General features: G+C 40.2%; 27 protein-coding genes. 24 read left to right on the top strand and 3 right to left on the bottom strand.

Translation table 11 applies throughout. The features are described from left to right. Positions 1 to 87 precede the first annotated feature (87 nt). The 4 genes from Q1B03_RS03010 to Q1B03_RS02995 all read left to right on the top strand — a co-directional run bounded on the left by Q1B03_RS03010 (position 88) and on the right by Q1B03_RS02995 (position 5,238). Positions 88 to 999: a MerR family transcriptional regulator gene (locus Q1B03_RS03010; RefSeq protein WP_299738038.1), complete on the top strand. Its 912-nt coding sequence runs from the start codon at positions 88 to 90 to the stop codon at positions 997 to 999. 71 nt (positions 1,000 to 1,070) lie between these two features. Continuing rightward, on the top strand, positions 1,071 to 1,655 hold the full coding sequence (locus Q1B03_RS03005) for an adaptor protein MecA (RefSeq protein ID WP_299738036.1): 585 nt from the start codon (positions 1,071 to 1,073) through the stop codon (positions 1,653 to 1,655). A gap of 559 nt (positions 1,656 to 2,214) precedes the next feature. Then, the gene (locus Q1B03_RS03000; RefSeq protein ID WP_299738034.1) at positions 2,215 to 3,492 is read left to right on the top strand and encodes a Glu/Leu/Phe/Val dehydrogenase; all 1,278 of its coding nucleotides are present in this window, start codon (positions 2,215 to 2,217) and stop codon (positions 3,490 to 3,492) included. Between the two features lie 780 nt (positions 3,493 to 4,272). Next, positions 4,273 to 5,238 (top strand): YpdA family putative bacillithiol disulfide reductase, encoded by a 966-nt coding sequence (locus tag Q1B03_RS02995; protein WP_299738031.1) that lies wholly within the window; start codon positions 4,273 to 4,275, stop codon positions 5,236 to 5,238. 76 nt (positions 5,239 to 5,314) lie between these two features. Here Q1B03_RS02995 and Q1B03_RS02990 read toward each other — a convergent pair whose 3' ends face one another. Further along, positions 5,315 to 6,289 (bottom strand): asparaginase, encoded by a 975-nt coding sequence (locus tag Q1B03_RS02990; RefSeq protein WP_299739582.1) that lies wholly within the window; start codon positions 6,287 to 6,289, stop codon positions 5,315 to 5,317. A gap of 90 nt (positions 6,290 to 6,379) precedes the next feature. Between Q1B03_RS02990 and prsW the strand changes: the two genes are divergently transcribed. Then, the gene (gene prsW / locus Q1B03_RS02985; RefSeq protein WP_299738028.1) at positions 6,380 to 7,066 is read left to right on the top strand and encodes a glutamic-type intramembrane protease PrsW; all 687 of its coding nucleotides are present in this window, start codon (positions 6,380 to 6,382) and stop codon (positions 7,064 to 7,066) included. 110 nt (positions 7,067 to 7,176) lie between these two features. On the opposite strand, the gene Q1B03_RS02980 is transcribed toward prsW, so the two are convergent. Further along, the gene (locus Q1B03_RS02980) at positions 7,177 to 7,521 is read right to left on the bottom strand and encodes a hypothetical protein (protein WP_148970017.1); all 345 of its coding nucleotides are present in this window, start codon (positions 7,519 to 7,521) and stop codon (positions 7,177 to 7,179) included. 274 nt (positions 7,522 to 7,795) lie between these two features. Between Q1B03_RS02980 and sleB the strand changes: the two genes are divergently transcribed. From sleB to fni, 8 genes are all read left to right on the top strand, one after another. Next, complete coding sequence (gene sleB / locus Q1B03_RS02975) at positions 7,796 to 8,632, top strand: spore cortex-lytic enzyme (protein ID WP_299739575.1); 837 nt, start codon at positions 7,796 to 7,798, stop codon at positions 8,630 to 8,632. A gap of 14 nt (positions 8,633 to 8,646) precedes the next feature. After that, complete coding sequence (gene ypeB, locus Q1B03_RS02970) at positions 8,647 to 9,993, top strand: germination protein YpeB (RefSeq protein WP_299738026.1); 1,347 nt, start codon at positions 8,647 to 8,649, stop codon at positions 9,991 to 9,993. A 139-nt stretch (positions 9,994 to 10,132) separates the two neighbouring features. After that, positions 10,133 to 10,780 (top strand): flagellar brake protein, encoded by a 648-nt coding sequence (locus tag Q1B03_RS02965; RefSeq protein ID WP_299738024.1) that lies wholly within the window; start codon positions 10,133 to 10,135, stop codon positions 10,778 to 10,780. A gap of 28 nt (positions 10,781 to 10,808) precedes the next feature. Next, positions 10,809 to 11,021, top strand: coding sequence for a YpfB family protein (locus Q1B03_RS02960; RefSeq protein ID WP_299739573.1), 213 nt, complete (start codon positions 10,809 to 10,811; stop codon positions 11,019 to 11,021). A 100-nt stretch (positions 11,022 to 11,121) separates the two neighbouring features. Further along, positions 11,122 to 11,790 carry a (d)CMP kinase gene (gene cmk / locus Q1B03_RS02955; protein WP_299738022.1) on the top strand — a complete coding sequence of 223 codons (669 nt, stop codon included), beginning with the start codon at positions 11,122 to 11,124 and terminating at the stop codon, positions 11,788 to 11,790. A gap of 1 nt (position 11,791) precedes the next feature. Then, positions 11,792 to 12,373 carry a 1-acyl-sn-glycerol-3-phosphate acyltransferase gene (locus tag Q1B03_RS02950; RefSeq protein WP_299738021.1) on the top strand — a complete coding sequence of 194 codons (582 nt, stop codon included), beginning with the start codon at positions 11,792 to 11,794 and terminating at the stop codon, positions 12,371 to 12,373. Between the two features lie 119 nt (positions 12,374 to 12,492). Next, entirely contained in the window at positions 12,493 to 13,626 is a 1,134-nt protein-coding gene (gene rpsA, locus Q1B03_RS02945) for a 30S ribosomal protein S1 (protein WP_299739571.1), read from the top strand. A 12-nt stretch (positions 13,627 to 13,638) separates the two neighbouring features. Continuing rightward, on the top strand, positions 13,639 to 14,697 hold the full coding sequence (gene fni, locus Q1B03_RS02940) for a type 2 isopentenyl-diphosphate Delta-isomerase (RefSeq protein ID WP_299738019.1): 1,059 nt from the start codon (positions 13,639 to 13,641) through the stop codon (positions 14,695 to 14,697). 437 nt (positions 14,698 to 15,134) lie between these two features. On the opposite strand, the gene Q1B03_RS02935 is transcribed toward fni, so the two are convergent. Then, complete coding sequence (locus Q1B03_RS02935; protein WP_299738017.1) at positions 15,135 to 15,266, bottom strand: YpzI family protein; 132 nt, start codon at positions 15,264 to 15,266, stop codon at positions 15,135 to 15,137. Positions 15,267 to 15,366: 100 nt separating this feature from the next. On the opposite strand from Q1B03_RS02935, the gene Q1B03_RS02930 reads away from it, so the two are divergent. The 11 genes from Q1B03_RS02930 (at position 15,367) to mtrB (ending at position 24,671) form a co-directional block, all read left to right on the top strand. Next, a complete protein-coding gene (locus tag Q1B03_RS02930) occupies positions 15,367 to 15,984 on the top strand; it encodes a hypothetical protein (protein ID WP_299738015.1) in 618 nt (205 codons plus the stop codon). Continuing rightward, on the top strand, positions 15,981 to 16,877 hold the full coding sequence (locus Q1B03_RS02925) for a YIEGIA family protein (protein ID WP_299738013.1): 897 nt from the start codon (positions 15,981 to 15,983) through the stop codon (positions 16,875 to 16,877). Before Q1B03_RS02930 ends, Q1B03_RS02925 begins: the two co-directional genes overlap by 4 nt. Next, positions 16,874 to 17,065 (top strand): capping complex subunit for YIEGIA, encoded by a 192-nt coding sequence (locus Q1B03_RS02920; RefSeq protein WP_299738011.1) that lies wholly within the window; start codon positions 16,874 to 16,876, stop codon positions 17,063 to 17,065. Before Q1B03_RS02925 ends, Q1B03_RS02920 begins: the two co-directional genes overlap by 4 nt. Before the next feature lie 172 nt (positions 17,066 to 17,237). Further along, positions 17,238 to 18,548: a ribosome biogenesis GTPase Der gene (gene der / locus Q1B03_RS02915; protein WP_299738008.1), complete on the top strand. Its 1,311-nt coding sequence runs from the start codon at positions 17,238 to 17,240 to the stop codon at positions 18,546 to 18,548. Between the two features lie 16 nt (positions 18,549 to 18,564). Next, on the top strand, positions 18,565 to 19,611 hold the full coding sequence (locus Q1B03_RS02910; RefSeq protein WP_299738006.1) for an NAD(P)H-dependent glycerol-3-phosphate dehydrogenase: 1,047 nt from the start codon (positions 18,565 to 18,567) through the stop codon (positions 19,609 to 19,611). A gap of 404 nt (positions 19,612 to 20,015) precedes the next feature. Continuing rightward, the gene (locus Q1B03_RS02905) at positions 20,016 to 20,204 is read left to right on the top strand and encodes a DUF2768 domain-containing protein (protein WP_299739569.1); all 189 of its coding nucleotides are present in this window, start codon (positions 20,016 to 20,018) and stop codon (positions 20,202 to 20,204) included. A gap of 31 nt (positions 20,205 to 20,235) precedes the next feature. Beyond that, positions 20,236 to 20,946, top strand: coding sequence for a hypothetical protein (locus Q1B03_RS02900; protein ID WP_299738004.1), 711 nt, complete (start codon positions 20,236 to 20,238; stop codon positions 20,944 to 20,946). A gap of 252 nt (positions 20,947 to 21,198) precedes the next feature. Next, on the top strand, positions 21,199 to 22,677 hold the full coding sequence (gene spoIVA / locus Q1B03_RS02895) for a stage IV sporulation protein A (RefSeq protein WP_299738002.1): 1,479 nt from the start codon (positions 21,199 to 21,201) through the stop codon (positions 22,675 to 22,677). 691 nt (positions 22,678 to 23,368) lie between these two features. Beyond that, a complete protein-coding gene (locus tag Q1B03_RS02890) occupies positions 23,369 to 23,641 on the top strand; it encodes an HU family DNA-binding protein (RefSeq protein ID WP_034758336.1) in 273 nt (90 codons plus the stop codon). Positions 23,642 to 23,869: 228 nt separating this feature from the next. Beyond that, complete coding sequence (folE, locus tag Q1B03_RS02885) at positions 23,870 to 24,436, top strand: GTP cyclohydrolase I FolE (RefSeq protein WP_299737997.1); 567 nt, start codon at positions 23,870 to 23,872, stop codon at positions 24,434 to 24,436. Positions 24,437 to 24,446: 10 nt separating this feature from the next. Further along, the gene (gene mtrB / locus Q1B03_RS02880) at positions 24,447 to 24,671 is read left to right on the top strand and encodes a trp RNA-binding attenuation protein MtrB (RefSeq protein WP_044336317.1); all 225 of its coding nucleotides are present in this window, start codon (positions 24,447 to 24,449) and stop codon (positions 24,669 to 24,671) included. Positions 24,672 to 24,678 lie beyond the last annotated feature (7 nt).

Below are 24,678 nucleotides of genomic sequence, written 5' to 3'. Positions count from 1 at the left end.
TTGTTATTCATTACCTATACAAATTTTACACAAAAGGGTTTCTCGATTATAATTTCAGAGAGAAGAGAATTACTTGGGGGACTATTTATGAGCAATGATAAGAAGTTAGAAGGCAAATACAATATAAAAGCTGTGTCCACAATTTTAGGAATACAACCAGGTACATTAAGGGCATGGGAGAGAAGATATCAGATTATTGCTCCTGTACGAAATGAATCGGGTCACCGTTTATACACTGAACAGCATTTAAATATATTAAAATGGCTGGTTGAAAAGGTCAATCAGGGATTTACCATTAGTCAGGCTGTTGCACTGCTTGACAAACAAGAGCTGGAAGAAAATGAGATCACCTCATCTGAACAAAAGGATCGTACTCAAAGCATCTCAGATGATCTGTTAAAAGCACTCTTAAGCTTTGATGAAACAAAAGCACATGAGTTAATCAACCAGTCGTTTGCTGTTTACACGATCGATAAAGTAGTGATTGATATCCTGGGCAGTTTACTGGTGAGAATCGGAGACCTGTGGGAGAACGGCAAAATCACGACTGCACACGAGCATTTTGCCACATCGATACTCAGATCTCGAATCGGCATCATCATGCACTCGTTTCCACACAACGGCATCTTACCTAAAGTAGTGGCAGTTTGCGGACCTGGAGAATGGCATGAATTAGGATTATTAATCTTTACTCTCTATGTAAGAAGAAAGGGCTTTGAAGTAATCTATTTAGGTTCCAGTATAAAAGAAAATGATATAGACATTGTTCTTGACGAAGTAAATCCTAAGTTTTTATTCTTCTCCTGCACCTTACGAGAAAATGCAGACAACCTGCTGTCTCTAGTCACTACATTAAAAGATGAGCGTGAAGACCTGGAAATCGGGATTGGCGGGTTTGCTGTAGACAACCTCCCAGGAGATAAGAAAGAGCAATTCCAGGAACACATCGTCGGACAATCCAAATCCGATTGGGAACTATGGCTGAAAAGTAAATTATAAGTGGATTATGCACTGTTTTCTGCCCTTTACATAGTATGGTGATAAATCGTCACACTCTAGGGGGTACGAAGATGAAGCTCGAAAGAATTTCTGACAACAAAATAAAATTTTCCATTAGTGTGGAAGAGTTAGAGCAAAAAGGTTTATTTGAACAAGACCAATGGAAAGATTCCTATATGTGGCATGATCTTTTTGAAGATATGCTGGACGAAGTTCAAGGGAAGTTCGGCATTGAAACGCAAATGGAAATCACCGTGGAGATTGAGTCATTCGATGATCAGGAAATTTGTATGATCCTCACGTTAGAGTCAGAAGATGACTTTTCTGATTGGGAAGACGAAAATGGAATCATAAAGTCCATGAATGATCATGATGTGCTCGTCTACTTTGATGATTTCGAGGATGTACTGAACCTCCTTAAACGCATCAACGAATTGAGCAAAGTGAACAATCGTCTTATACAGTTAAGTATTTATTATTATGAAAATAAGTATTACTTACTTATAGAAAACCTACTTGAATGCGATAGCTTTATTTTGGAGGCCATTTGCGCTGAATATGGCCAGCACTCAAAGACTACGAAACATATCCTGATGGAATATGGCCGTGCTGTTTTAATAAAGGATTCCATTGAAAAAATTCTGTTTTATTTTTGATCGTGGTATGTGGTACTGAATCTTCACCCCCTTTAGATATATGGTTTACTATGATTTATAGGATAAATAGGTAAAGTTTTGCACTTTTAGGTTGATTCCTGGAAGTGTTTTTTGTTTTTGAGATGGTTGTTGTGATTTCTTCTCGGCCTGCCCAAGCCGCCTCCGCTTTTCGATGTGTCCAGCTCCGGCGGCTAGAGGCTCGAGGTCATAAGTCAAACCTACCAAAAAGGCAAAAGCGCATTTCCGGCAGGTTCGCCTTATGCTTGTCGCCCCAGGGCGAGCCCCTTCCGCTTTTCGATATGTCCAGCTCCAGGGGCTTGGGGCTCGAGGTCATAAGCCAAGCAACCCAAAAAGGCAAAAAGCGCCTTTCCGGGTTACTCGTCTTATGCTTGTCGGGTCTGCCCAAGCCGCCTCCGCTTTTCGTTTATGATAGCGTTTTCAAAAAAATCTTCTTTTTTTTATTTTCCTTCTTTGCAAGAGGAAATCAAACGTGTATACTATGTCATGAAAGCGGACGAGGTTCCGTTAAACAGTGAAGGATACTGGGAGGTTTACATACATGGTAGCCGAAAAGGGGAAAGAAAATCACCAAGCATCTGATCAACACGATGTACTGAAATCTACACAAACGGTTATTCATCTTGCACTTGATAAATTGGGGTATTCACAAGAAGTATTTGAATTATTAAAAGAACCTGTAAGAATGTTAACAGTTAAAATACCAGTCCGGATGGATGATGGGAAAGTAAAAGTTTTCACGGGATACCGTGCTCAACATAATGATGCAGTTGGACCGACAAAGGGCGGGATCCGTTTTCACCCGAATGTTACAGAGAAAGAAGTGAAAGCACTTTCAATATGGATGAGTTTGAAGTGTGGAATTGTAGACCTTCCGTACGGTGGAGGTAAAGGGGGAATCATTTGTGATCCCCGGGATATGTCATTTAGAGAATTAGAGAGGTTGAGTCGTGGTTATGTACGCGCGATCAGCCAAATTGTAGGGCCTTCTAAAGATATTCCAGCTCCTGATGTTTTCACTAATTCTCAAATCATGGCGTGGATGATGGATGAATACAGCCGAATAGATGAGTACAATTCTCCAGGGTTCATTACAGGGAAACCATTGGTGCTTGGAGGATCTCATGGTCGCGAAACGGCAACCGCGAAGGGCGTGACCATTTGTATCCATGAAGCAGCCAAGAAAAAAGGGATAAAGCTTGAAGGGGCGAGAGTCGTCGTTCAAGGCTTCGGTAATGCTGGAAGCTTCCTTGCAAAGTTTATGCATGACGCAGGAGCAAAGGTGATAGGGATATCTGATGCCTACGGCGGTCTTCATGACGAGGATGGCTTGGATATCGATTATTTGCTGGATCGTCGAGATAGCTTTGGAACGGTTACGAAATTATTTAATAATACGATTACAAATGAAGAACTATTAGAGCTTGATTGTGACATTCTCGTGCCTGCAGCAATTGAGAATCAGATTACAGAAAAAAATGCTCACAATATTCGGGCGAGCATTGTGGTAGAAGCTGCGAACGGCCCGACGACATTAGAAGCGACAAAAATCTTAACAGAGCGAGGGATTTTGTTAGTGCCGGATGTATTAGCTTCATCGGGCGGAGTAACGGTTTCTTACTTTGAATGGGTACAAAATAATCAAGGATACTATTGGTCTGAAGAAGAAGTGGAAGAAAAGCTGGAAAAGATTCTAGTCAACTCCTTTAATAATGTATATGAAACTTCGCAGTCCAGACGAGTCGATATGAGACTTGCGGCTTATATGGTAGGCGTTAGAAAAATGGCAGAAGCATGCCGATTCAGAGGTTGGATTTAATTTCATAAGAACGGGATGAGATGGACGCTATCTCATCTTTTTTTTATTTGTCTTTTTAATAGGCTCTTTTGGCAAAGATTGTTGTTTTCTAGCATAGGACCTGCCAGGGCTCCAACCAGCTTATGCTGGATGGTGAGGGGAACTGCTCCGCTTGCAGTTAGCGTTCGGCCGAGCCTCCTCAGCTTAGCCGAACGGGGTCTCGGCACGACCAAAATCCGCCGGAGTCTACACAGTTCCCCTCACCGTGTATAAGAGTTTTTCGTGACAGAGCTTATTTATGCTAATAAACAATTGAAAGAAACAGTTTGTCCTATACGAGCTAAAATCTACTGTACAATCAGAAAATTGCTGTATTCTAAACGATTATGATATTTATATTAGTCTATAGTAAGAAACTCACACTTAGAAAGTTGATTGGAGCGGAAGGTGCTCGACTCCTGCGGGAATAGCGGGAAAGTTGAGACCCCGCAGGGCAAAGCCTAAGGAGGCTCAACTCACGCCCCGCGGAAAGCGAGCACCTGGAGCGGAAATCAACTAGCACTTTCTCCTATACAATAGCAACAAACTATACGAAAAGAACCTTTTAATAAAAGTATTGAATAGCATTAAATTCAGCTGTTATTACAGATAATATTGAAGGCAGGGATAAAAGATGTGAGTGCTTCCTTTTGACCTAAACACAATCTTATTCCATAATAATTGGGTAGAGAATATTTTAACATCTGAAGTGCACGAACGTAAATCACCATTCAGATAGAGGAATTGAAGGAGTGTCTGAATTTGAAAATGGAAGAATGCATTATTGTGGGTGGAGGACCTTGTGGGTTGTCTGCTGCTATTAGTTTAAAAGAAAAAGGAATCAACCCTTTAATCATTGAAAAAGGGAATATTGTGAATGCCATATATCACTATCCGACTCATCAAACCTTTTTTTCATCAAGTGAGAAGCTTGAAATTGGTGAGGTTCCTTTCGTGATCGAAGAACATAAACCAAGAAGAAATCAGGCGCTCGTGTATTATCGTGAAGTGGCTAAGCGGAAAGAATTAAGAATCAACCGATTCGAAACCGTTCATAAAGTCGAGAAGCAAGGCGACCGTTTTTCGGTTTCCACTTCAAAGGGAACGTATGAAAGTAAGTCGATTGTCATTGCGACTGGCTACTATGATCATCCTAATTTTTTAGAGATTCCAGGAGAGGACTTAGAGAAAGTGTTCCATTATTTTAAAGAAGCACATCCCTTTTTTGACACAGATGTGGTTGTGATCGGAGGGAAGAACTCAGCGGTCGATGCAGCTCTGGAATTGAATAAAGCGGGGGCAAGAGTAACCGTTCTATACCGTGGGAGTGAGTACTCAAAGAGCGTGAAGCCTTGGATTCTCCCTAACTTTGATGCACTTGTCAGAAATGGCGAAGTAACGATGGAATTCAACGCGTGCGTAGAGGGAATTACAGATGACTCTGTCATTTACAATGTAAATGGCGAGAAAAAAGAAATCAAGAATGACTTTGTGTTTGCGATGACAGGTTATCACCCGGATCATAGCTTTTTGACGAAAATGGGGATTGATATTGATAAGGAAACCGGAAGACCTTCCTATCATCCCGAAACGATGGAAACCAATGTAGAGGGCGTCTATATTGCAGGTGTCATAGCTGCTGGGAATAATGCGAATGAAATATTTATTGAAAATGGCCGTTTGCATGGAGGATTAATCTCTGAATCCCTTACCCAAAAGTATAAATGATGAAAAGGAAAGAGGCTCTGATGTGAGCCTCTTTCCTTTCTGTTGGGTATCTATTTAGCCTGGCTGGAGAACAATCTTAATTTTTGAAAATCGTTTCTAATTCTTTAATGTCATTGGTTTGGGAAAGTGCAACCATTAATTTAATTCTCGCCTTTTGTCCGTTTAGACCGTTTGAAAAGATAACCCCTTTTTCTTTCAATTGTTTCCCCCCACCTGAATAGCCGTATATATCCTGAACAATTCCATTAAAGCATCTCGAAACCAAGACAACAGGAATGTTTGCAGCTAACAGCTCATTGATTCCATTGACCGTATCAGGTGGGAGATTTCCTTGTCCCAATGCTTCGATTACAACTCCATCATATTGTAAATCTTTAATGGCTATCAATAAGCCAGAGTCCATTCCAGCATATGCCTTGATCAGCGTCACTCTCTTTGAAATATCACAAACATGATAGTATTCATTTGAAGTAGGCTGGTGATGAAAGAGGACGCCTCTTTTCGTCACAATGCCGATCGGACCATACTGTGGACTTTGAAAGGTAGATACATTGCTTGTGTGAGTTTTGGTCACGTTCTTCGCAGAGTGAATTTCGTCATTCAGGACGACTAAAACCCCTTTGTTCTTGGATTTGTCATCAGCAGCTACCCGAACGGATGAAATGAGGTTATAAAGACCGTCCGCTCCAATTTCATTACTTGATCTCATTGCCCCTGTAACGACTAGGGAGACTGGAAGAGAAAGGGTTAAATCCAGGAAGTAGGCAGTTTCTTCGAGCGTATCTGTTCCGTGGGTAATGACGACACCGTCAAATGATTTTTCCCTATATTTCGTTTCAATGATCTCTTTCAATTGCTGCATGTGCTCTGTTGTAATATGGGGGGAAGGCAGATGAAATGCTTCTAAGACCGTTAAATTTGCTAAATTCGATACGATAGACGTTTGTACCGAAAGGGGATTTTCCTTCCCGGGAGTGACTGCTCCAGTCTGTTCGTCTTCCATCATAGAGATGGTACCGCCTGTATGTATGACCAAAATATCTTTCTTCATCATTCATTCCTCCAACCAAATAAATTCCTGTTTCCATTCCTACATTAACATGATACGATTAAGAAAACAGAAAGAAAAGAGGACTTTTTTATGCTGGTGATTTTATCAGCGGGTATAGCACCAGGATTAGCATTGCTAAGTTACTTTTATTTGCGGGATGAATATGAGGCAGAACCTATTACGCTAGTGTTCAAAACCTTTATGTATGGGGCCCTTATCACCTTTCCTATTATGTTCTTACAATATGTGTTAGAAGTTGAAGGAATCATTGATTCCAATTGGTCGACGGCTTTCATTTCTTCCGGGCTTTTAGAAGAATTCTTCAAATGGTTTATTTTAATGTTTGCGATTTTCCAACATGTTGATTTTAATGAACCATACGACGGCATAATTTATGGTGCAAGTGTGTCACTTGGTTTCGCTACTATTGAAAATATTTTGTATTTGGTTGCAAACGGTGTTGAACATGCATTTGGAAGAGCGATCCTTCCTGTTTCAAGTCATGCCTTGTTCGGTGTCATTATGGGATATTACTTAGGAAAAGCAAAGTTTTCCTCAAGTGAAGAGAGGCATAAGTGGCTATTTATTGCGATATCTGTGCCCATCCTGTTACATGGAACATATAATTACATCTTTTTAGCCGAGAAAAACTGGGTCTATTTTATGGTACCGTTTATGTTTTTCTTATGGTGGCTGGGTTTGAAGAAAGTGAAAAGTGCTCATCGTTTAACAGAAAAGAAATATACACGTACTGAATTCGATAAAGAAATTATCTAAAAGACGCTTTACTATTTGAAGCGTCTTTTTTTACATTGTATTTTCAGATACTCTTATGTACTCCCGGTAACAAAGAACCGCCTTTTTGCTAAGGCGGTCTCATTTAATATTCACTTGTAAGCAGCTGCCAGGTCTGTTTTGGGTGCTTCCTTTCGTTTCACTTCATCAATTTTATTCACGAACATTTGAAACACTTTTCTTTTTTCGTCCAATTCGCGTATGTATTCCTTCAGTTCATTGTACTTTTCTTCAAAAGGCTTATGATACATTTCCCTGATATTTTCGATGATTTCCTCATTCACTGTTGATTGAATGACTTGCTTTGTAATGCCGTACTTATAGGAATACACCTTCAGTTCCTTCTTTATCTCTTCGTAATCAGTATTAATCTGATCCAACACCTCTGAAATATCTTCTTTCCACTCATCTAATGACTTTGCTAAATAGTCCTCCATCATGACCTCCCTTTCAATTCCGGATTTGTTTGAAGTAATCCTCATTCCATTATAACTTCCATTGTTTACATGGCTTTTGCTGACACATTACATTGTCTTATCAAAGTGCTTGTAGCCTCTTAACGAGACGATTCCGCTTATGGGCTTGCTAATTTTTATTATTCACTTGTATAAAATGGGAGCCACTACAAAAACTAGAGTTAATGTTAATTGAAGATATGGAGGTTAAAGCATTATGAATAGTCGTTTCAAATTGATTTCTACTTCAGTCGTCATGGTGCTTATGTTTTCTCTTTTTATGATTTCATCTGAAGGAGAGAAGGCAGACGCTTTTTCTAATCAAGTAATCCAACATGGCGCAACAGGTGAGGATGTAATCGAACTGCAATCCAGACTTCAATATATCGGATACTATAACGGTGATATTGATGGAGTATTTGGGTGGGGCACATATTGGGCTCTAAGAAACTTTCAATATGAGTTCGGACTTCCTATTGATGGATTGGCAGGAGCGAAAACGAAAGAAAAACTGGTGAAAGCCTCAAAGTATAACAAGCAATTTGTAAAAAAACAAATTGAAAAAGGCAACAACTTCACTCATTATGGCGGAACAGATTTAAATAAACAAAAAGGTCCTGGAGGTGGCGGGGCTGGAGGCGGAAAATCCGGTGGAAAAGCAGCTCCTCAAAAGAAGCCTGCTCCAAAACCAACACCCACTCCTTCCAAGCCAACGGCAGTGAATACGCCTAATGGATTTTCACAAAACGACATTCAATTGATGGCAAATGCGGTATATGGAGAAGCCCGGGGTGAACCGTATGAGGGACAAGTTGCGGTAGCAGCGGTAATTCTCAATCGAATTGACAGCTCGGCATTCCCGAATACAGCGGCGGGGGTCATCTTTGAGCCTGGTGCCTTTACAGCCGTAGCAGATGGGCAAATATGGTTAACGCCAAATGAAAAAGCGAAAGAAGCGGTTTTAGATGCCATAAACGGCTGGGATCCTTCTTCAAGTGCTCTCTATTACTTTAACCCTGTGACAGCAACAAGCAAGTGGATTTGGTCACGTCCACAAATTAAGAAAATTGGAAAGCACATATTCTGTAGTTAAAGAGGTGAAGTACATTGCTACGTGTCATTTTAATAACGGTGCTCGTCCTTGGTGTTGCAGGAACCGCATTCTGGGGATACCAAGAGCATCAGGAAAAAAATGCGATATTAATCAATGCTGAAAATAACTATCAAAGAGCGTTCCATGAGTTAACTTATCAAGTGGATCTGGTTCACGATAAAATAGGTTCGACTCTTGCCATGAATTCAAGGAAATCATTGTCTCCGGCACTTGCCGATATATGGAGATTAACTTCTCAGGCGCACAGTGATGTAGGGCAGCTTCCGTTAACGCTGCTGCCGTTTAATAAAACAGAAGAGTTTTTAAGTAATATTGGAGATTTCAGCTACCGAGTAGCAGTGAGGGATTTAGATAAGAATCCTTTAACGGATAAAGAATATAAATCACTTGAAAATTTATATGCACAAAGTGCTGATATTCAGAATCAGTTAAGAAAGGTTCAACATCTGGTTATGGAGAACAACCTGAGATGGATGGATGTGGAGCTTGCTTTGGCGTCAGGGAATGAACAGGCTGATAACACCATTATCGATGGCTTTAAAACCGTTGAAAAAAATGTATCCGGATATGATGAAGCAAATTTTGGTACGACAACATTTGTGAATACTGAGAAGAAAGACCAAAATTTTCAGAAGATAAAAGGGAAAGAGATTTCAAAGGATGAGGCTGTTTCAATCTTAAGAAAATACTCCGGGATAAGTGAAAAGATAGATGCAAAAGTAACGAAGAGCGGAAAAGGCTCTGACTATAAATTTTATAGTGTTACGGTTGAAAAAGGTAAAACACATGCAAGTATGGATATTACTCAAAAAGGTGGATATCCAATCTGGTACATCAACAATCGCGAAGTCCAGGATGCTAAAATCAGCTTAAATAAAGCGGCAGAGAAAGCGACTGCGTTCCTGAAAGATAACGACTTTTCCAATTTAGAACTATTTGAAAGTGCACAGTATGATAACATTGGAATTTTCACATATGTGACAGTCCTGGATGGTGTAAGGATTTATCCGGATTCTGTTAAAATAAAGGTAGCATTGGATAATGGTCAAATCGTCGGGTTTGCTGCCGAAGAATATTTAAAGAATAACCATGACAGAGAGATTGCTGAACCGTCCATTACTCAGGAACAAGCGAAAGAAACGACCAACCCTAACCTTAAAGTAATGGAAGAGCGTCAATCTGTCATTGTGAATGATCTAAATGAAGAAGTACTATGCTACGAATTCTTAGGAATGCTAGGAAAAGATACCTTTAGAATATTCATCAATGCAAACACTGGAGAAGAAGAAAAAGTAGAGAAACTAAGAAAAGCGGAACCGATTTATGAAGAAGTCGTATGAGCAGACAGGGACGGACCTCCGAAATGGAGGTCCGTCCCTGTGTTATTAAATTCAGAACAGAGCTATAAAAAGGTATGGAAAGGGGATGAAAGTCATGCCATAATAAAGATACTTAAACTGAAAGTGGGAGTTTCGGACTATGATAAAAGCAGGTACCACATTGCAGTTGGAACCGATCCATAATGATACATTTGAACGTTATAGGTGCCGGGTCGTTGAGCTTGGCGATGAAGGCATTTATATTGATTACCCCATTCATACGAAAACTGAGAAAGCCATTTTTTTAATTGATGGTACACAGCTTAAAGCCAGTTTCATTGTTAATGAGCAAACGGTACTTATGTTTGAAACAGAAGTAATGGGACGGAAATTATCCAAAATCCCGATGATCCATCTTCACTACCCTGGTGAGGGAGGTTTAGTAAAGATACAAAGAAGGCAGTTTGTTCGTGTTGAAGCCAATACGGATATCTCTTTAAAAATAAATGATCACTATCACCCGACGTTAACAGAGGATATCAGTGCAGGTGGCTGTGCTGTAATGGTGAGACAAGGAATGAACCTTGAAAGTGGTTCTGTGATATCCACTATCATCGTCCTTCCAATGCAAACGGGTGAATGCCAGTATGTAGAGATAGAAGGCAAGGTCATACGGGTTTGGGAAAAAGATCATAAACAAATCGCCAGTATTGAATTTATACATTTATCTGAAAATCAACGACAGCTTATTCTAAGATATTGTTTTGAACGACAGCTAAATTTAAGGAAAAAAGGGTTGCTTGAATAAAAATCCATTATTTACACATACTTTTTCTATGAATAGGAAAAGGGTGAGTACAATTAAATCGGTTGAACGAATAATAATCAAATTAGTCATTATCCATTTTATTTTATTAATAGCAGTCCAATTTGTTTTTCATCAATTAAATATCTTTCCGGAGCTCCACAAGATTGTTTTTTATGAGGGAGTGGAGAAAATGGAATACAGTGAAATAGTCGAAACCTTATCGGGTAAAGCAGGTGATTGATTGCCTGCTCTTTTTTTTGAATAAAGATTCTTTCAACGTGATATAAGATTTATGTTAAAATAGGTAAGAAAATTATTAGGAATTTAAGTAGGTGGATTAGTTGAAGAAATTAAGAATTGCAATCGATGGTCCTGCAGCGGCGGGGAAAAGTACAGTAGCGAAAATTGTAGCAGGTAAATTATCTTATCTTTATATTGATACTGGGGCGATGTACCGTTCATTAACATATAAAGCTTTGAAAATGAATATAGACTTGCATGATGAAAATGAGTTGAAGAATTTATTGTCTCAAACAACAATAAAGCTTGAACCGACTGAAGATGGTCAAATTGTATATTTAGATGGAGAAAATGTGACAGATGAAATCCGTCAGGCTGCCGTTACCAATTCGGTATCTCATGTGGCCGTTCATTCTCAAGTCAGAGAAGAAATGGTGAATAGGCAGCAGCACTTAGCTGAACAAGGTGCTGTTGTAATGGACGGAAGAGATATCGGGACTCATGTGATTCCCGACGCTGAAATTAAAGTATTCTTATTAGCGAGTGTAGAAGAAAGAGCGCAAAGAAGACATGAAGAAAATGTGTCGAAAGGGTTTCCTTCTGACTTGGAACAATTGAAAGAAGACATCGCTCGCCGTGACAAGATTGATTCAGAAAGAGAAGTGGCTCCTCTTAAGAAAGCGGATGACGCAATTGAAATAGACACAACTTCACTGTCCATTTCAGAAGTAGTGGATCAAATTATGTTGCTAGTAGAAAGGAAAGGTTAATGTGAACTTGTATTCCTTTGCAAAAGGACTCGTTAAATCGATTCTTTCCCCGCTGTATCGTATCGAGGTCCAGGGGTTAGAGCACTTCCCGAAAGACGGGGGAGTCCTATTGTGTGCCAATCATATTGATAACTTAGATCCGCCTGTGGTAGGGATTTCAGCTCCCAGACCTGTTTCGTTCATGGCTAAAGAAGAGCTTTTCAGTGTCCCGGTATTAGGTAAGCTATTACCTGATTTACGGGCATTCCCGGTGAAAAGGGGAATGAGTGACCGGGAAGCACTCCGGAAAGGTTTACAGGTTCTTAAACAAGGGGATGTTTTAGGACTGTTCCCTGAGGGTACTAGAAGTAAGACAGGGAAAATTGGTAAGGGATTGGCTGGAGCGGGCTTCTTTGCTCTTCGTTCCGATGCTTACGTTGTACCATGTGCGATCATTGGACCCTATAAGCCCTTCAAGAAATTAAAAGTCGTATTCGGCCCCCCTATTCCTATGGAGGGCATTCGTGAAGAAAGATTAAATGCAGAGAAGACGACCGAGATTATCATGCAGCATATTGAAAAACTAATACACGAGCATCAATAATATGAGCTTTCTCGCTTGACAAAAAGTAGTATTTATTAGAAGTTAGTAGAAAGAATATTTTAAATTGTGAAGTCTCGCAATTATCAAAATCTTTGCAGTCATGGATTAAGGAGGAGTACATAATGGAAGACATGAATGGAATTGAAGTGAAGAATCTTGAAATCGGTGAAAAAGTTAAAGGAACAGTTACTAAGGTTGAAGAGAAACAAGTCTTAGTTGACGTTCAAGATAGCAAAGTGGATGGCATCATTCCAATTAGTGAACTCTCAAGCCTTCATATCGAAAAAGCTTCTGATGTAGTCAGTGAAGGGGATGTACTTGAGTTAATCGTGACGAAAGTTGAAGAAGAACTTCTGGTTCTTTCTAAACGTAAAGTAGATGCTGAAAAAGCATGGGAAGAAATGAAAGTTCGCTTTGAAAATGGCGACGTCTTTGAAGCGGAAGTGAAAGATGTTGTAAAGGGCGGACTTGTAGTTGATCTTGGAGTTAGGGGTTTTGTTCCTGCATCATTAGTGGAAGATTATTATGTTGAGGATTTCTCGGACTATAAGGATAAAACTTTAACGTTTAAGATTGTAGAATTGGATCAGGAGAAAAATCGTCTAATCCTCTCACACCGCGCTGTTGTAGAAGCAGAAAAGCAGCAGCAGAAGAAACAACTTCTTACTGATATTGAATCTGGTGCTGTTCTTGAGGGGACAGTTCAGCGAATTACAGATTTCGGAGCGTTCGTAGACATTGGTGGAGTAGATGGATTGGTTCATATCTCTCAGCTTTCTCACGAACACGTTGAGAAGCCTTCAGACGTAGTAACGGAGGGTCAGAAAGTACAGGTCAAAGTATTAAGCGTTGATCGTGACAACGAACGTATTTCTCTATCCATTAAAGAAACCCTACCTGGACCTTGGAGTAATATTTCTGAAAAAGCACCCAAAGGCAGTGTTCTGGACGGAGTGGTAAAACGCTTAGTATCGTATGGAGCATTTGTAGAAGTGTTACCTGGTGTAGAAGGACTTGTTCACATCTCTCAAATTTCACATAAGCATATCGGTACCCCTCACGAAGTCCTACAGGAAAACCAAGAAGTACAAGTGAAGGTATTGGATGTAAATGAGAATGATCAACGTTTATCTCTAAGCATCAAATCTCTTGAAGAAAAAGAGGAAGAAGTGACTGATTACGAAATGCCTGAGGAAAATACCGGATTCCAATTGGGTGAAATGATTGGTGACAAATTAAAAGATCTTAAGTAATGGTGATGAATTGTGACAAGAGCTCAAAGAAAGCAAGACCACATTAATTACGCTTTATCAACTGGCCAACAACGCAGAACAGGTTTTGATGAAGTTGCTTTTGTCCACCAAAGCTTACCGAATATAGCAGTAGATGACGTTCATCTACAGGCAAAAATTGGCGAACTTAATTGGAGTTCGCCAATTTTCATAAATGCTATGACAGGCGGCGGTGGTGAATCAACTTCTAAAATCAATGAAGAATTAACGATTCTTGCACGGGAAACCGGTCTGGCAATAGCTGTCGGTTCTCAAATGTCTGCACTTAAAGACCCTTCAGAACGAAACACATATAAAGTCGTTCGCCAACATAATCCAAACGGAATGGTTTTTGGGAATTTAGGAAGCGAAGCAACTGTTCAACAGGCAAAAGATGCCGTGGAGATGATTGAAGCCGATGCGCTGCAGATTCACTTAAATGTCATACAAGAATTAACTATGCCTGAGGGAGACAGGGATTTCAGAGGCGCTCTTGAAAGAATACAGGAGATTGCTGGGAGTATTTCAGTACCTGTCATTGTGAAAGAGACGGGTTTTGGTATCAGTAAAGAGGTTGCCGAATCCTTGTCCCACTCAAATATTTCAGCCATCGATGTAGGCGGCTTTGGCGGAACAAACTTCTCGAAAATCGAAAATCAACGAAGAAAACGAATGTTGGAATTTTTCGATGATTGGGGGATTCCTACTGCCATATCGATCGCTGAGACTCATGCAACATCCTTGAAACCAATCCTAGCTTCCGGAGGCATCCAAAATAGTTTAGACATCGTTAAGTCTCTAGGTTTAGGGGCATCTGCTGTAGGGATGGCAGGGGTCATTCTCAAACAGCTTCTGGAATCAGGTCTAAAGGATTCCATTGATGAAGTGAATCAGATTCATACGGATATTCAGTTTCTGATGTGTGCCCTGGGGTGTAGGCGTCTAGAAGATCTTCACAGCGTTCCACTCGTGTTGTCAGGGGATGTGTTTCATTGGCTGGAAGTTAGAGGGTTGAATCCTGCAAGTTATAGCAAAAGAACGTTTAATAAGTAAAAAGAACGAATTCTCTTTTGAGAATTCGTTCTTTTTTTCTTGCGTGAGTTGAGTTGTGAATTTTGGGTATTTTTGTAAAACGGCTGGATTAACCCATAAAACGGCTGGATTTTAGTTCAAATCGGCCTGATTCCTGGCCATTTCCGCTGGATTATCATTCAAAACGGCCGGATTATTTAGAATTTCGGCTGAATTATTGTTTGTCCAAATGATTTCCAGTCAAATACGCTTGTCGGGCCAACCCAGGCTACCTTTCCGTGTGACTTCGTCTTATGCTTGTCGCCTCTATCAAGCCGCCTCCGCTTTTCTTGATGTACAGCTACAGGGGCTTGGGGCTCGAGGTCATAAGCCAAGTCACCCAAAAAGGCAAAGAACGCCTTTCTGGGTGACTCGTCTTATGATTGTCGCCCCAGGGCGAGCCCCTTCCGCTTTTCTTGTTACCTTTGCCCCTTTTTGGCTTCTTCCGGTCCTTGCAGGCTTGTTGCTCCGTTGTAGTGCAGGCCCTGGTCTCGGTCTGATTCTACTCGTTTGCTTTGTTTTAGTTTCTTTTCTTGACGATCTTTACCCATCGTAAACACCTCCCTTTCTTATTTTTTCTTTGAAAAGTTGATTCATACATGAATGAGATACATAAAGATTTTCCATAATGTAGATAATAGGAGGGAGTGAGTGATTGTGGATGGGATCCTGTATTTATGGTTGCTTTGGGGAATTTGGATTTATACGACGTTTATGATGAATAAGGCGCACCCCTATCGTTTTCGCTATTCATTCTTGTGTTTAGTGTTATTATGCGTGTTTCCATATGGTGTAAAAGTAGGTTCTGTGGACGTCGCAGCACCGATTTTTATTATAGGCCTTATTTGTTTCCGTTACTTAAGAATTCTTAGTTTGAGAGAGAAGTTATATATGTATGTAGCTATTCTGACGATGGGAATGCTATATGCAGGCATAGGATTAGTGGCTATTTATGATCCTGTTCTAATGTTTATCGATCGGAACCTTATCATTGCTCTATCGCTTGCTTTCCTGGGTGTTCTTTTCTATGGCTCATCTTCATACGTGCTCCGGATGATCGCTATTGCCGGCAGTAGTATAGTTGGAGAAGTCTTTCTGAGCATTCCGTTAAAGAAGGTAGGATTATTTTATCCTATCGGTGGCCCTGTTTATCTTGATGTCCTGGCTATTTCTACTGGAATCCTTTTAATCATTAAGTTGTTTGGAGAAATTAATCAGTATTTTAACGTCAAAGTACAATCAAACAAAGGGGAAATGAAAAATCTATGAATGAGTATGTATATCCGGTCATCTTCGGAGTAGTTGTGGGGACATTAACCAGAATTTATATGCTGCGTACAGACTATCGCCAATATCCCACTTATTTGCATGGGAAGATTATACATATCGCTCTTGGATTTATTGCTGCTGGCTTAGGCACCATCGCGATTCCTGCTTTACTAGAGGAGAACTTCACGGCGATTACTTTCTTGACCGTTGCTGCGTCTCAATTTCGGGATGTGCGAAATATGGAGAGGAACACATTGACAGAGTTAGATGCATATGAACTTGTCCCTAGAGGGGCTACATACATTGAAGGGATTGCCGTAGCATTTGAAAGCCGTAATTACTTGGTTATTTTCACTTCTCTCTTAGCTACTTTAGCTTATATTGTCTTTAACTTCTATGTAGCGCTGGTGATCAGTGCGATATGTATGGTGATTGCACATAAGCTAATGGCTGGGGGCAGGTTAAAGGATATCGTAACGATTGAATATGTGAAGCCTCATTTTGATGGGGCCGGACTTTACGTTGATAATATTTACATCATGAATATTGGATTAAAGGTAAGACAAGAAGAAATTTTAAAGTATGGAATGGGGTTTGTCCTTTCTCCCAAATCATTCGATGCCAGATCAACGGTAGCGAACCTTGGTCAAAGGCAAGCGATTCTTCATGATATGTCTACTTCGTTGGGGATATTTAAAGATTCAGGCACTCCCGCATTAACGCCACTGGCCAAGAGAGATTTGGACGATGGTCGAATAGGTGTCTTCGTCCTTCCGCAGCGAAAGGATGTAGAGAAAGCCATTGCCATTCTTGGGCAGGTACCGACCTTGGAAAATGCGATAAGAATGCCATCTGAATCAAAGGCGAATCAAGAGGGGAGTAAATTAGAATGAGTACATCTATTCAGAAGTTTATTCTCGCGACGGTTACGACAACCCCTGAAAAGGTTCCAAGTGGAACGAGCGTCTTTTATTGTAAAACAGATGAAGAATTGCAGAAAATCTGTGCAAATTTAGAAGCGATACTGGATGGTATTGCTCATGAACTGGATGAAGGGCTATTTATCATTGTAAAACATTGATTGCCAGTTTATTCTTTTATTGATAAAATAGTTAAGTTAGGGGGGACTGTCCCATAAGGAAACAATACCTTAAGGGCCAGTCCTTCTTATTCATAGTTATAAAGATGATTGAAATGGCTAAAAAGAGGAAATGTAAGAATAGGACAACCTTCTTACAGAAAGGGTGAATAACGTGACAAAACCAGTAGTAGCAATCGTAGGGCGTCCAAACGTTGGGAAGTCCACGATCTTTAATAGAATAGTTGGAGAAAGAATATCCATTGTTGAAGATGTACCTGGTGTAACAAGAGACCGTATATATAGTTCTGCTGAGTGGCTGACTCATGAATTTAACATTATAGATACAGGTGGAATTGAACTGGGAAATGAACCATTCCTGGATCAAATCAGACAGCAGGCTGAAATCGCTATTGATGAGGCGGATGTGATCGTATTCTTAACGAATGGACGTGAAGGAGTAACAGCAGCGGATGAAATCGTAGCGAAAATCCTTTATCGTTCGAAGAAACCGGTCGTACTGGGGATTAATAAGATTGATAACCCTGAAATGAGAGAAATGATTTATGATTTTTACGCCTTGGGATTTGGTGAGCCGTATCCAATTTCTGGTTCACATGGACTTGGTTTAGGAGATCTTCTTGATGAGGTTGTGAAAAACTTCAAACATGAAGAAGAAGAGGATTATGCAGAAGATGTGATCAAGTTTTCATTAATTGGTCGACCAAACGTTGGGAAATCTTCCTTAGTCAATGCTTTATTAGGTGAAGAGCGTGTGATTGTGAGTAACGTTGCTGGAACTACAAGAGATGCGATTGATTCCTCCTACACTTATGATGGACAGGATTATGTCATCATTGATACTGCAGGGATGAGGAAAAAAGGTAAAGTATATGAAACCACTGAAAAATACAGTGTGTTAAGAGCACTTAGAGCAATCGAACGTTCCGATGTCGTCTTATCTGTCATTGATGGAGAAGAAGGGATTATCGAGCAGGATAAGAAAATTGCCGGGTATGCTCATGATGCAGGTCGGGCAGTCGTGATCGTCGTGAACAAATGGGATGCCGTTGAAAAAGACGAGAAAACCATGAATAAATGGGAAAAGAATATCCGCGAACATTTTCAATTCCTTGATTATGCTCCGATCGTTTTCCTGTCTGCTAAAACGAAGAGACGGATCCATACACTACTTCCGATCATTAATATGGCGAGTGAAAATCACGCTCTGCGAGTGCAATCGAGCGTGTTGAATGAAGTGGTCATGGATGCAGTAGCAATGAATCCGACTCCTACAGATAATGGTAAGAGACTCCGGATCTACTATGCGACGCAAGTAGCTGTCAAACCACCGACTTTTGTGGTATTTGTTAATGATCCTGAATTAATGCACTTTTCATACGAACGATTCTTGGAAAATAGAATCCGTGATGCATTTGGATTTGAAGGAACTCCTATTCGTATTATTGCTCGCGCAAGAAAATAATAAGGTGGGTGTAAAAATGAGAAATTCAAAGAAAGTAACTGTCGTTGGAGCAGGAAGCTGGGGTACGGCTCTTGCTATGGTCCTGGCTGATAATGGCTTGGAAGTAAGATTATGGGGACACAAAAAAGAACAGATCGATGAAATTAATACTCAGCATACCAACCAAAAGTACTTGAAAGAGATTAAACTTCCAGAATCTATCAAAGGGTATCACGATCTTAAAGAGTCTTTAGATAGCGTTGATACCATTATCCTGGCTGTTCCAACGAAGGCGATTCGCGGAGTATTAGGGCAGATTCAAGAGGTTCAAAGTGCACCATTAACCGTTGTTCATGTTAGTAAGGGAATTGAACCTGATTCCCTTCTAAGAATCTCAGAGATGATCGAAGATGAAATGGATCCTGCTAAATTACATACAGTGGTGGTACTGTCCGGGCCTAGTCACGCAGAAGAAGTGAGTCTGAGACACCCAACGACCGTGACCGTTTCCTCTAAGGATATGAAGGCAGCTGAAGAGATTCAAGACTTATTTATGAACATGAATTTTCGTGTGTATACGAATCCGGATATGCTCGGGGTTGAAATCGGTGGGGCCTTAAAGAATATCATTGCCCTTGCAGCCGGAATTACAGACGGCTTAGGATATGGAGATAATGCAAAAGCGGCTCTTATTACAAGAGGACTGGCAGAAATAGCCCGTTTAGGAACTAAGATGGGAGCTAACCCATTAACGTTTTCAGGTTTAACCGGTATCGGTGATTTGATCGTTACGTGTACAAGTGTACACTCTAGAAACTGGAGAGCGGGAAACATGCTTGGTAAGGGTCATAACCTTGATGAGGTCCTGGATAATATGGGGATGGTTGTAGAAGGTGTACGGACGACCAAAGCGGCTCACCAGCTGGCAGAAAAGTATGAAGTGAAGATGCCGATTACCAATGCTTTATATGATGTGCTCTTTAATAAGGTAGAAGCGAAAGAAGCGGTTGACCACTTAATGGGTCGTGTCAAGACAAACGAAATGGAAGACCTTGTGAATATTCTCGGTGAGCGGTTAAATTAAGCTGATTCTTTTACCATGGGATGACTTATCATCTTTCAAGGACAATGATATATAAAGAAGTGGAAATTTCTTTCGTAAACATTGAATTAATCTTGGAATAATAGGCATTCGAGGATGCGAACCTTGATACTGTTGCATACACTGTGATGAATATATACAGCTTTGCCTATGGATGGGTAGGTCTCCCTTTGTTTAGAGCAGCTCAAGTATTTTAACATCAAACGATGATGAAATACTTGAGAGGCTCTTTTTTTTTGAAAAGTTCTGCTAAAGGATGTTATCGAGCAGGATAAGTCTCTCTATCGGTTTGTAACAGATTGATGAACAACCATTCTTTTCTAGTCCTTTATAAAAATCTTATGATATAATACATTCGATAACAGGAGGGATGTACTTTGAGTTCGATGATGAAGATGTGGATTTCGTTTGCATCTATGGGATTCATGTTTTTTGCTATATTAACGATCTATTTTAGCCGGTATAAAATCAAACAAAAATTCTTGCGTTTTATAACAGCATTCATGGCCTACATACTGATGATTGCTGGTGGACTTATGATGATCTATATTGTATTTAGTGGACCGACCAATTAGGTTGCTGTCCGATTGAAAGGACGTTTTTAGATTGAAACGCTTAGGTTTAATTGCATTTCTTCTTATTTTTACTATGAGTATTCTTTCTGGATGTATGTACCCTGAGGAAAAGCTTAGTCAGAATCAGATCCCTTATGAAACGCAGGTGAAAGCTGTACAAGATGCGGTAGAAACCTATCAAAAGGACAATGATGGGTTACTTCCAATTAAGACCAGAGATCAGGATACTCCCATTTATCAGAAGTATCCGATTGACTTCAGAAAGCTTTCACCCCAGTACCTAGCAGAGATTCCAGGGAATGCTTTTGAAAACGGTGGGATTTTTCAATATGTGCTGATAAACGTGGAGGAAAATCCTCAAGTCAAGATTTTCGACCTTAGGCTAGCAGAACAAATAAGAGAATTGAAAATCAGAATTGAAGCTCAAGGCTATCCGCCATTTAAAGAAGAAGTAGCCAATAATGTGTATACATTAAATTATAAAGAACTGGGTTATGATGGTGAAGTGTATGTGAATAGCCCTTATTCAAACAAAAATCTTCCCCTTGTCATTAATGGGGATGGTGAAATTTTTGTAGATTACTCAATGGACTTATTTGAACAGATTGAAACCAGTGATAAAGAACTTGAACCTGGTGTGGATATCAGGAATTTACTTGTCGAGGACACCTTTTTTGTTCCGGCATATTCTTTACCCTATACGGTGGATGAAAATAACGAACCTGTCTTTATGACAAAATAGGCATAACCCTTCTCTTACAAAATATATTGTAAGAGAAGGGTTATTATTTTTATGTCATCCTTTATAGGGAAATTTCATCAAAACTAATGATCATAAATGCTCAGACATAATAAATTTTTATACTTTTAATCATAAGGGGGGAAAAATAGCATATTAATAGTCATAAGTCATTGGGACAACATCATAAATATAGAATGTGAGACAGAATACACGGATGAAACATCCCTGGAATATAAGATGGGAGGGAATCTCTTGGAAAGAGTCGATCTATTTAAGGACATTGCCGAAAGAACAGGCGGAGATATCTATTTAGGTGTGGTGGGAGCAGTCAGAACAGGTAAATCAACATTCATCAAGAAGTTCATGGAACTTGTGGTCCTTCCTAACATCGCCAGTGAATCAGAACGTGCAAGAGCGCAGGATGAATTACCTCAAAGCGCTGCAGGCAAGACCATCATGACGACTGAACCGAAGTTTGTTCCGAATCAAGCCATTTCCGTTCACGTGGATGAAGGCCTCGAAGTGAATGTGAGATTGGTAGATTGTGTGGGATATACGGTCCCGGGTGCTAAAGGGTACGAGGATGAAAATGGACCCAGAATGATCAATACACCTTGGTATGAAGAGCCTATTCCGTTCCATGAAGCGGCCGAGATCGGTACGCGTAAAGTCATCCAGGAACATTCCACGATCGGAGTTGTTGTGACAACAGATGGCTCTATCGGTGAAATTGGCAGAGGAGATTACATCCAAGCGGAAGAAAGGGTCATTGAGGAACTGAAAGAAGTGGGTAAACCATTTATCATGGTCATCAACTCGGCAAGACCTCATGCACCTGAGACAGAAGACCTAAGAGTGAAACTTCAGGATAAGTATGACATTCCAGTTTTGGCCATGAGTGTGGAGAGCATGAGGGACTCAGACGTTCTCAACGTGCTTAGAGAAGCACTATTTGAATTCCCGGTACTTGAAGTGAATGTGAACCTTCCAAGCTGGGTCATGGTTCTGAAAGAAGAGCACTGGCTACGACAGAACTATCAGGAAGCCGTGAAAGAAACCGTTAAGGATATTAAACGACTAAGGGACGTAGATCGTGTTGTTCACTACTTCAGTGAATTTGATCATATTGAACGTGCAGGACTTGCTGGAATCGATATGGGTCAAGGGATTGCGGAAATCGACCTGTACGCTCCGGATGAGCTGTACGATGAAGTCCTGAAGGAGATTGTCGGTGTGGAAATTCGCGGAAAAGATCACCTCCTTGAATTAATGCAGGATTTCGCACATGCGAAAGCGGAATACGATCAGATTTCTGACGCATTAAGGATGGTGAAACAGACGGGATATGGAATTGCAGCCCCGTCATTAAATGATATGAGCCTGGATGAGCCGGAAATCATCAGGCAGGGATCCAGGTTTGGAGTCAGCTTAAAAGCAGTAGCACCATCCATACACATGATTAAGGTGGATGTACAGTCTAAGTTTGAACCGATTATAGGTACAGAAAAACAGAGCGAAGAACTAGTGCGCTACTTAATGCAAGATTTTGAAGATGATCCACTTTCCATTTGGAATTCTGACATCTTCGGAAGAAGCTTAAGCTCCATCGTGAGGGAAGGGATTCAAGCGAAGCTATCTTTAATGCCCGAAAATGCAAGGTATAAACTGAAGGATACGCTGGAAAGAATCATAAATGAAGGATCGGGTGGATTAATCGCCATAATCTTATAAATCGTGTGGCCTTCCTCGGAAGGTCTTTTTTTTTGTGGAAAATTGAATGTCATAAAAGATTGGGGACAAAAAAATTGAATGAAATAGGAGAACTTGAACTTCTTGTTTCTTCTATTTCCAAACATGATATTGCTGTGTATATCTAATTTGTGAGCCTGGTTTTTGAAATGAATATTTATGAATTTCTCCTTGATATAATGGGTGTGTAATGACATGGGAATTAGCCTTTTAATACGTATAAACCCTTAATGATAAAGGGTTTGTAGTGTATTTATCCAAAGTAAACAGTAATAGTTAAATTGGTTTATTCAAAAATAAAAAGATCTCGTGAATGTTTAGAGGGTAATCAGGTTGGGAAGTAAGATAGAGTACCTGATGGGTGAGGGTATTAGTTGCAGTCATTGGAAAGAAGTGATAGGTTGAATAGACGGCAAGAATAAAGGGCTAGACAGGGATTCTATTACATTTGTGTTTCAAATAAGAAAAGATTCCCATTATTTCTTGATTTATTCTTGCTAAGGTTAATCTATTGTGATAATCTTTTAACAGAATTGTTGTTGAATATTGATTCAGCAACGTTTTCAAGCGTTTTTTCTACACTTTATGTATAGAATCCGCTAAACTTGTTTACTAATGATATTAAAGTAAATGAATCATGACTGAGACATTTCCTTGGGAGGAGGTGAATGGCATGAACAAGACAGAACTTATCAATGCTGTTGCAGAAGCTGCTGAGCTATCTAAGAAGGACGCTACAAAAGCGGTTGACGCTGTTTTCGATACAATTCAAAACTCACTTGCAAACGGTGATAAAGTACAATTAATCGGATTCGGTAACTTCGAAGTACGTGAGCGTGCAGCCCGTAAAGGTCGCAACCCACAAACAGGTGAAGAGATCGAAATCTCAGCAAGCAAAGTACCTGCTTTCAAACCAGGTAAAGCGCTTAAAGAAGCTGTAAAATAATTACATACTTTGAGCGTATCAGAAAGGCCGCATATTTATGCGGCCTTTTTTGCTTCTCATTTTTAGTATGGTTTCTCCTAACTGAAAATATGCACGAATCATATTCCTTTATAGACTGTTTTATAATATTATAAAACTTCTAAAGCACTAGTCTTTGATGACATTATGGGCTTGTGCTAATATTAACAATGTTACTATTTCTTTAAGTTATTTTAGGAGGACAACATAATGGCACAAGTCAATCACGGCCAAATAGAAGAAGCAGTTCGATTAATTTTAGAAGCTATTGGAGAGAATCCTAATAGAGAAGGTTTATTAGATACGCCTAAACGCGTGGCGAAGATGTATGCAGAAGTATTTTCCGGAATTGATCACGATCCGAAAGAATACTTTGAAACAATATTCAGTGAAGAGCATGAAGAGCTTGTGCTGGTGAAGGAAATTCCTTTTTACTCAATGTGCGAGCATCACTTGGTTCCTTTCTACGGTAAAGCTCATGTTGCGTATATTCCACGAGACGGTCGAGTGGCGGGCTTAAGTAAACTGGCCAGAGCAGTTGAATCTGTTGCGAAACGTCCTCAGCTTCAAGAAAGAATCACGTCCACAGTGGCGGATACCATCATGGAAACCCTGGAGCCCCATGGTGCCATGGTAGTGGTTGAAGCGGAGCATATGTGCATGACAATGAGAGGCGTGAAGAAGCCTGGATCAAGTACAGTGACAACAGCTGTAAGAGGCTCGTTTAAAGATAACTCTCAAGCACGCAGCGAAGTTCTTTCTTTTATAAAGAATTAGGAGTGGGCCAATGACGAATTCAAATGATTATATTGTGATTAAAGCGATTGAAGATGGTGTGAATGTGATCGGGCTGACGAGGGGAACGGATACCCGGTTCCATCATTCTGAAAAGCTTGATAAAGGTGAAGTCATGATTGCTCAGTTTACGGATCATACCTCTGCGATTAAAGTTAGAGGGAAAGCGACCATCGTCACAAGCTACGGTGAAGTAGAAAGTGATAACAAGAAATAATACTCTG

Origin of the sequence: uncultured Rossellomorea sp. (genome assembly GCF_947488365.1) — a bacterium.
Taxonomy (GTDB): domain Bacteria; phylum Bacillota; class Bacilli; order Bacillales; family Bacillaceae_B; genus Rossellomorea.
Note: the sequence above shows the minus strand (reverse complement) of the source record. Positions and strands in the feature narration are given on the sequence as shown.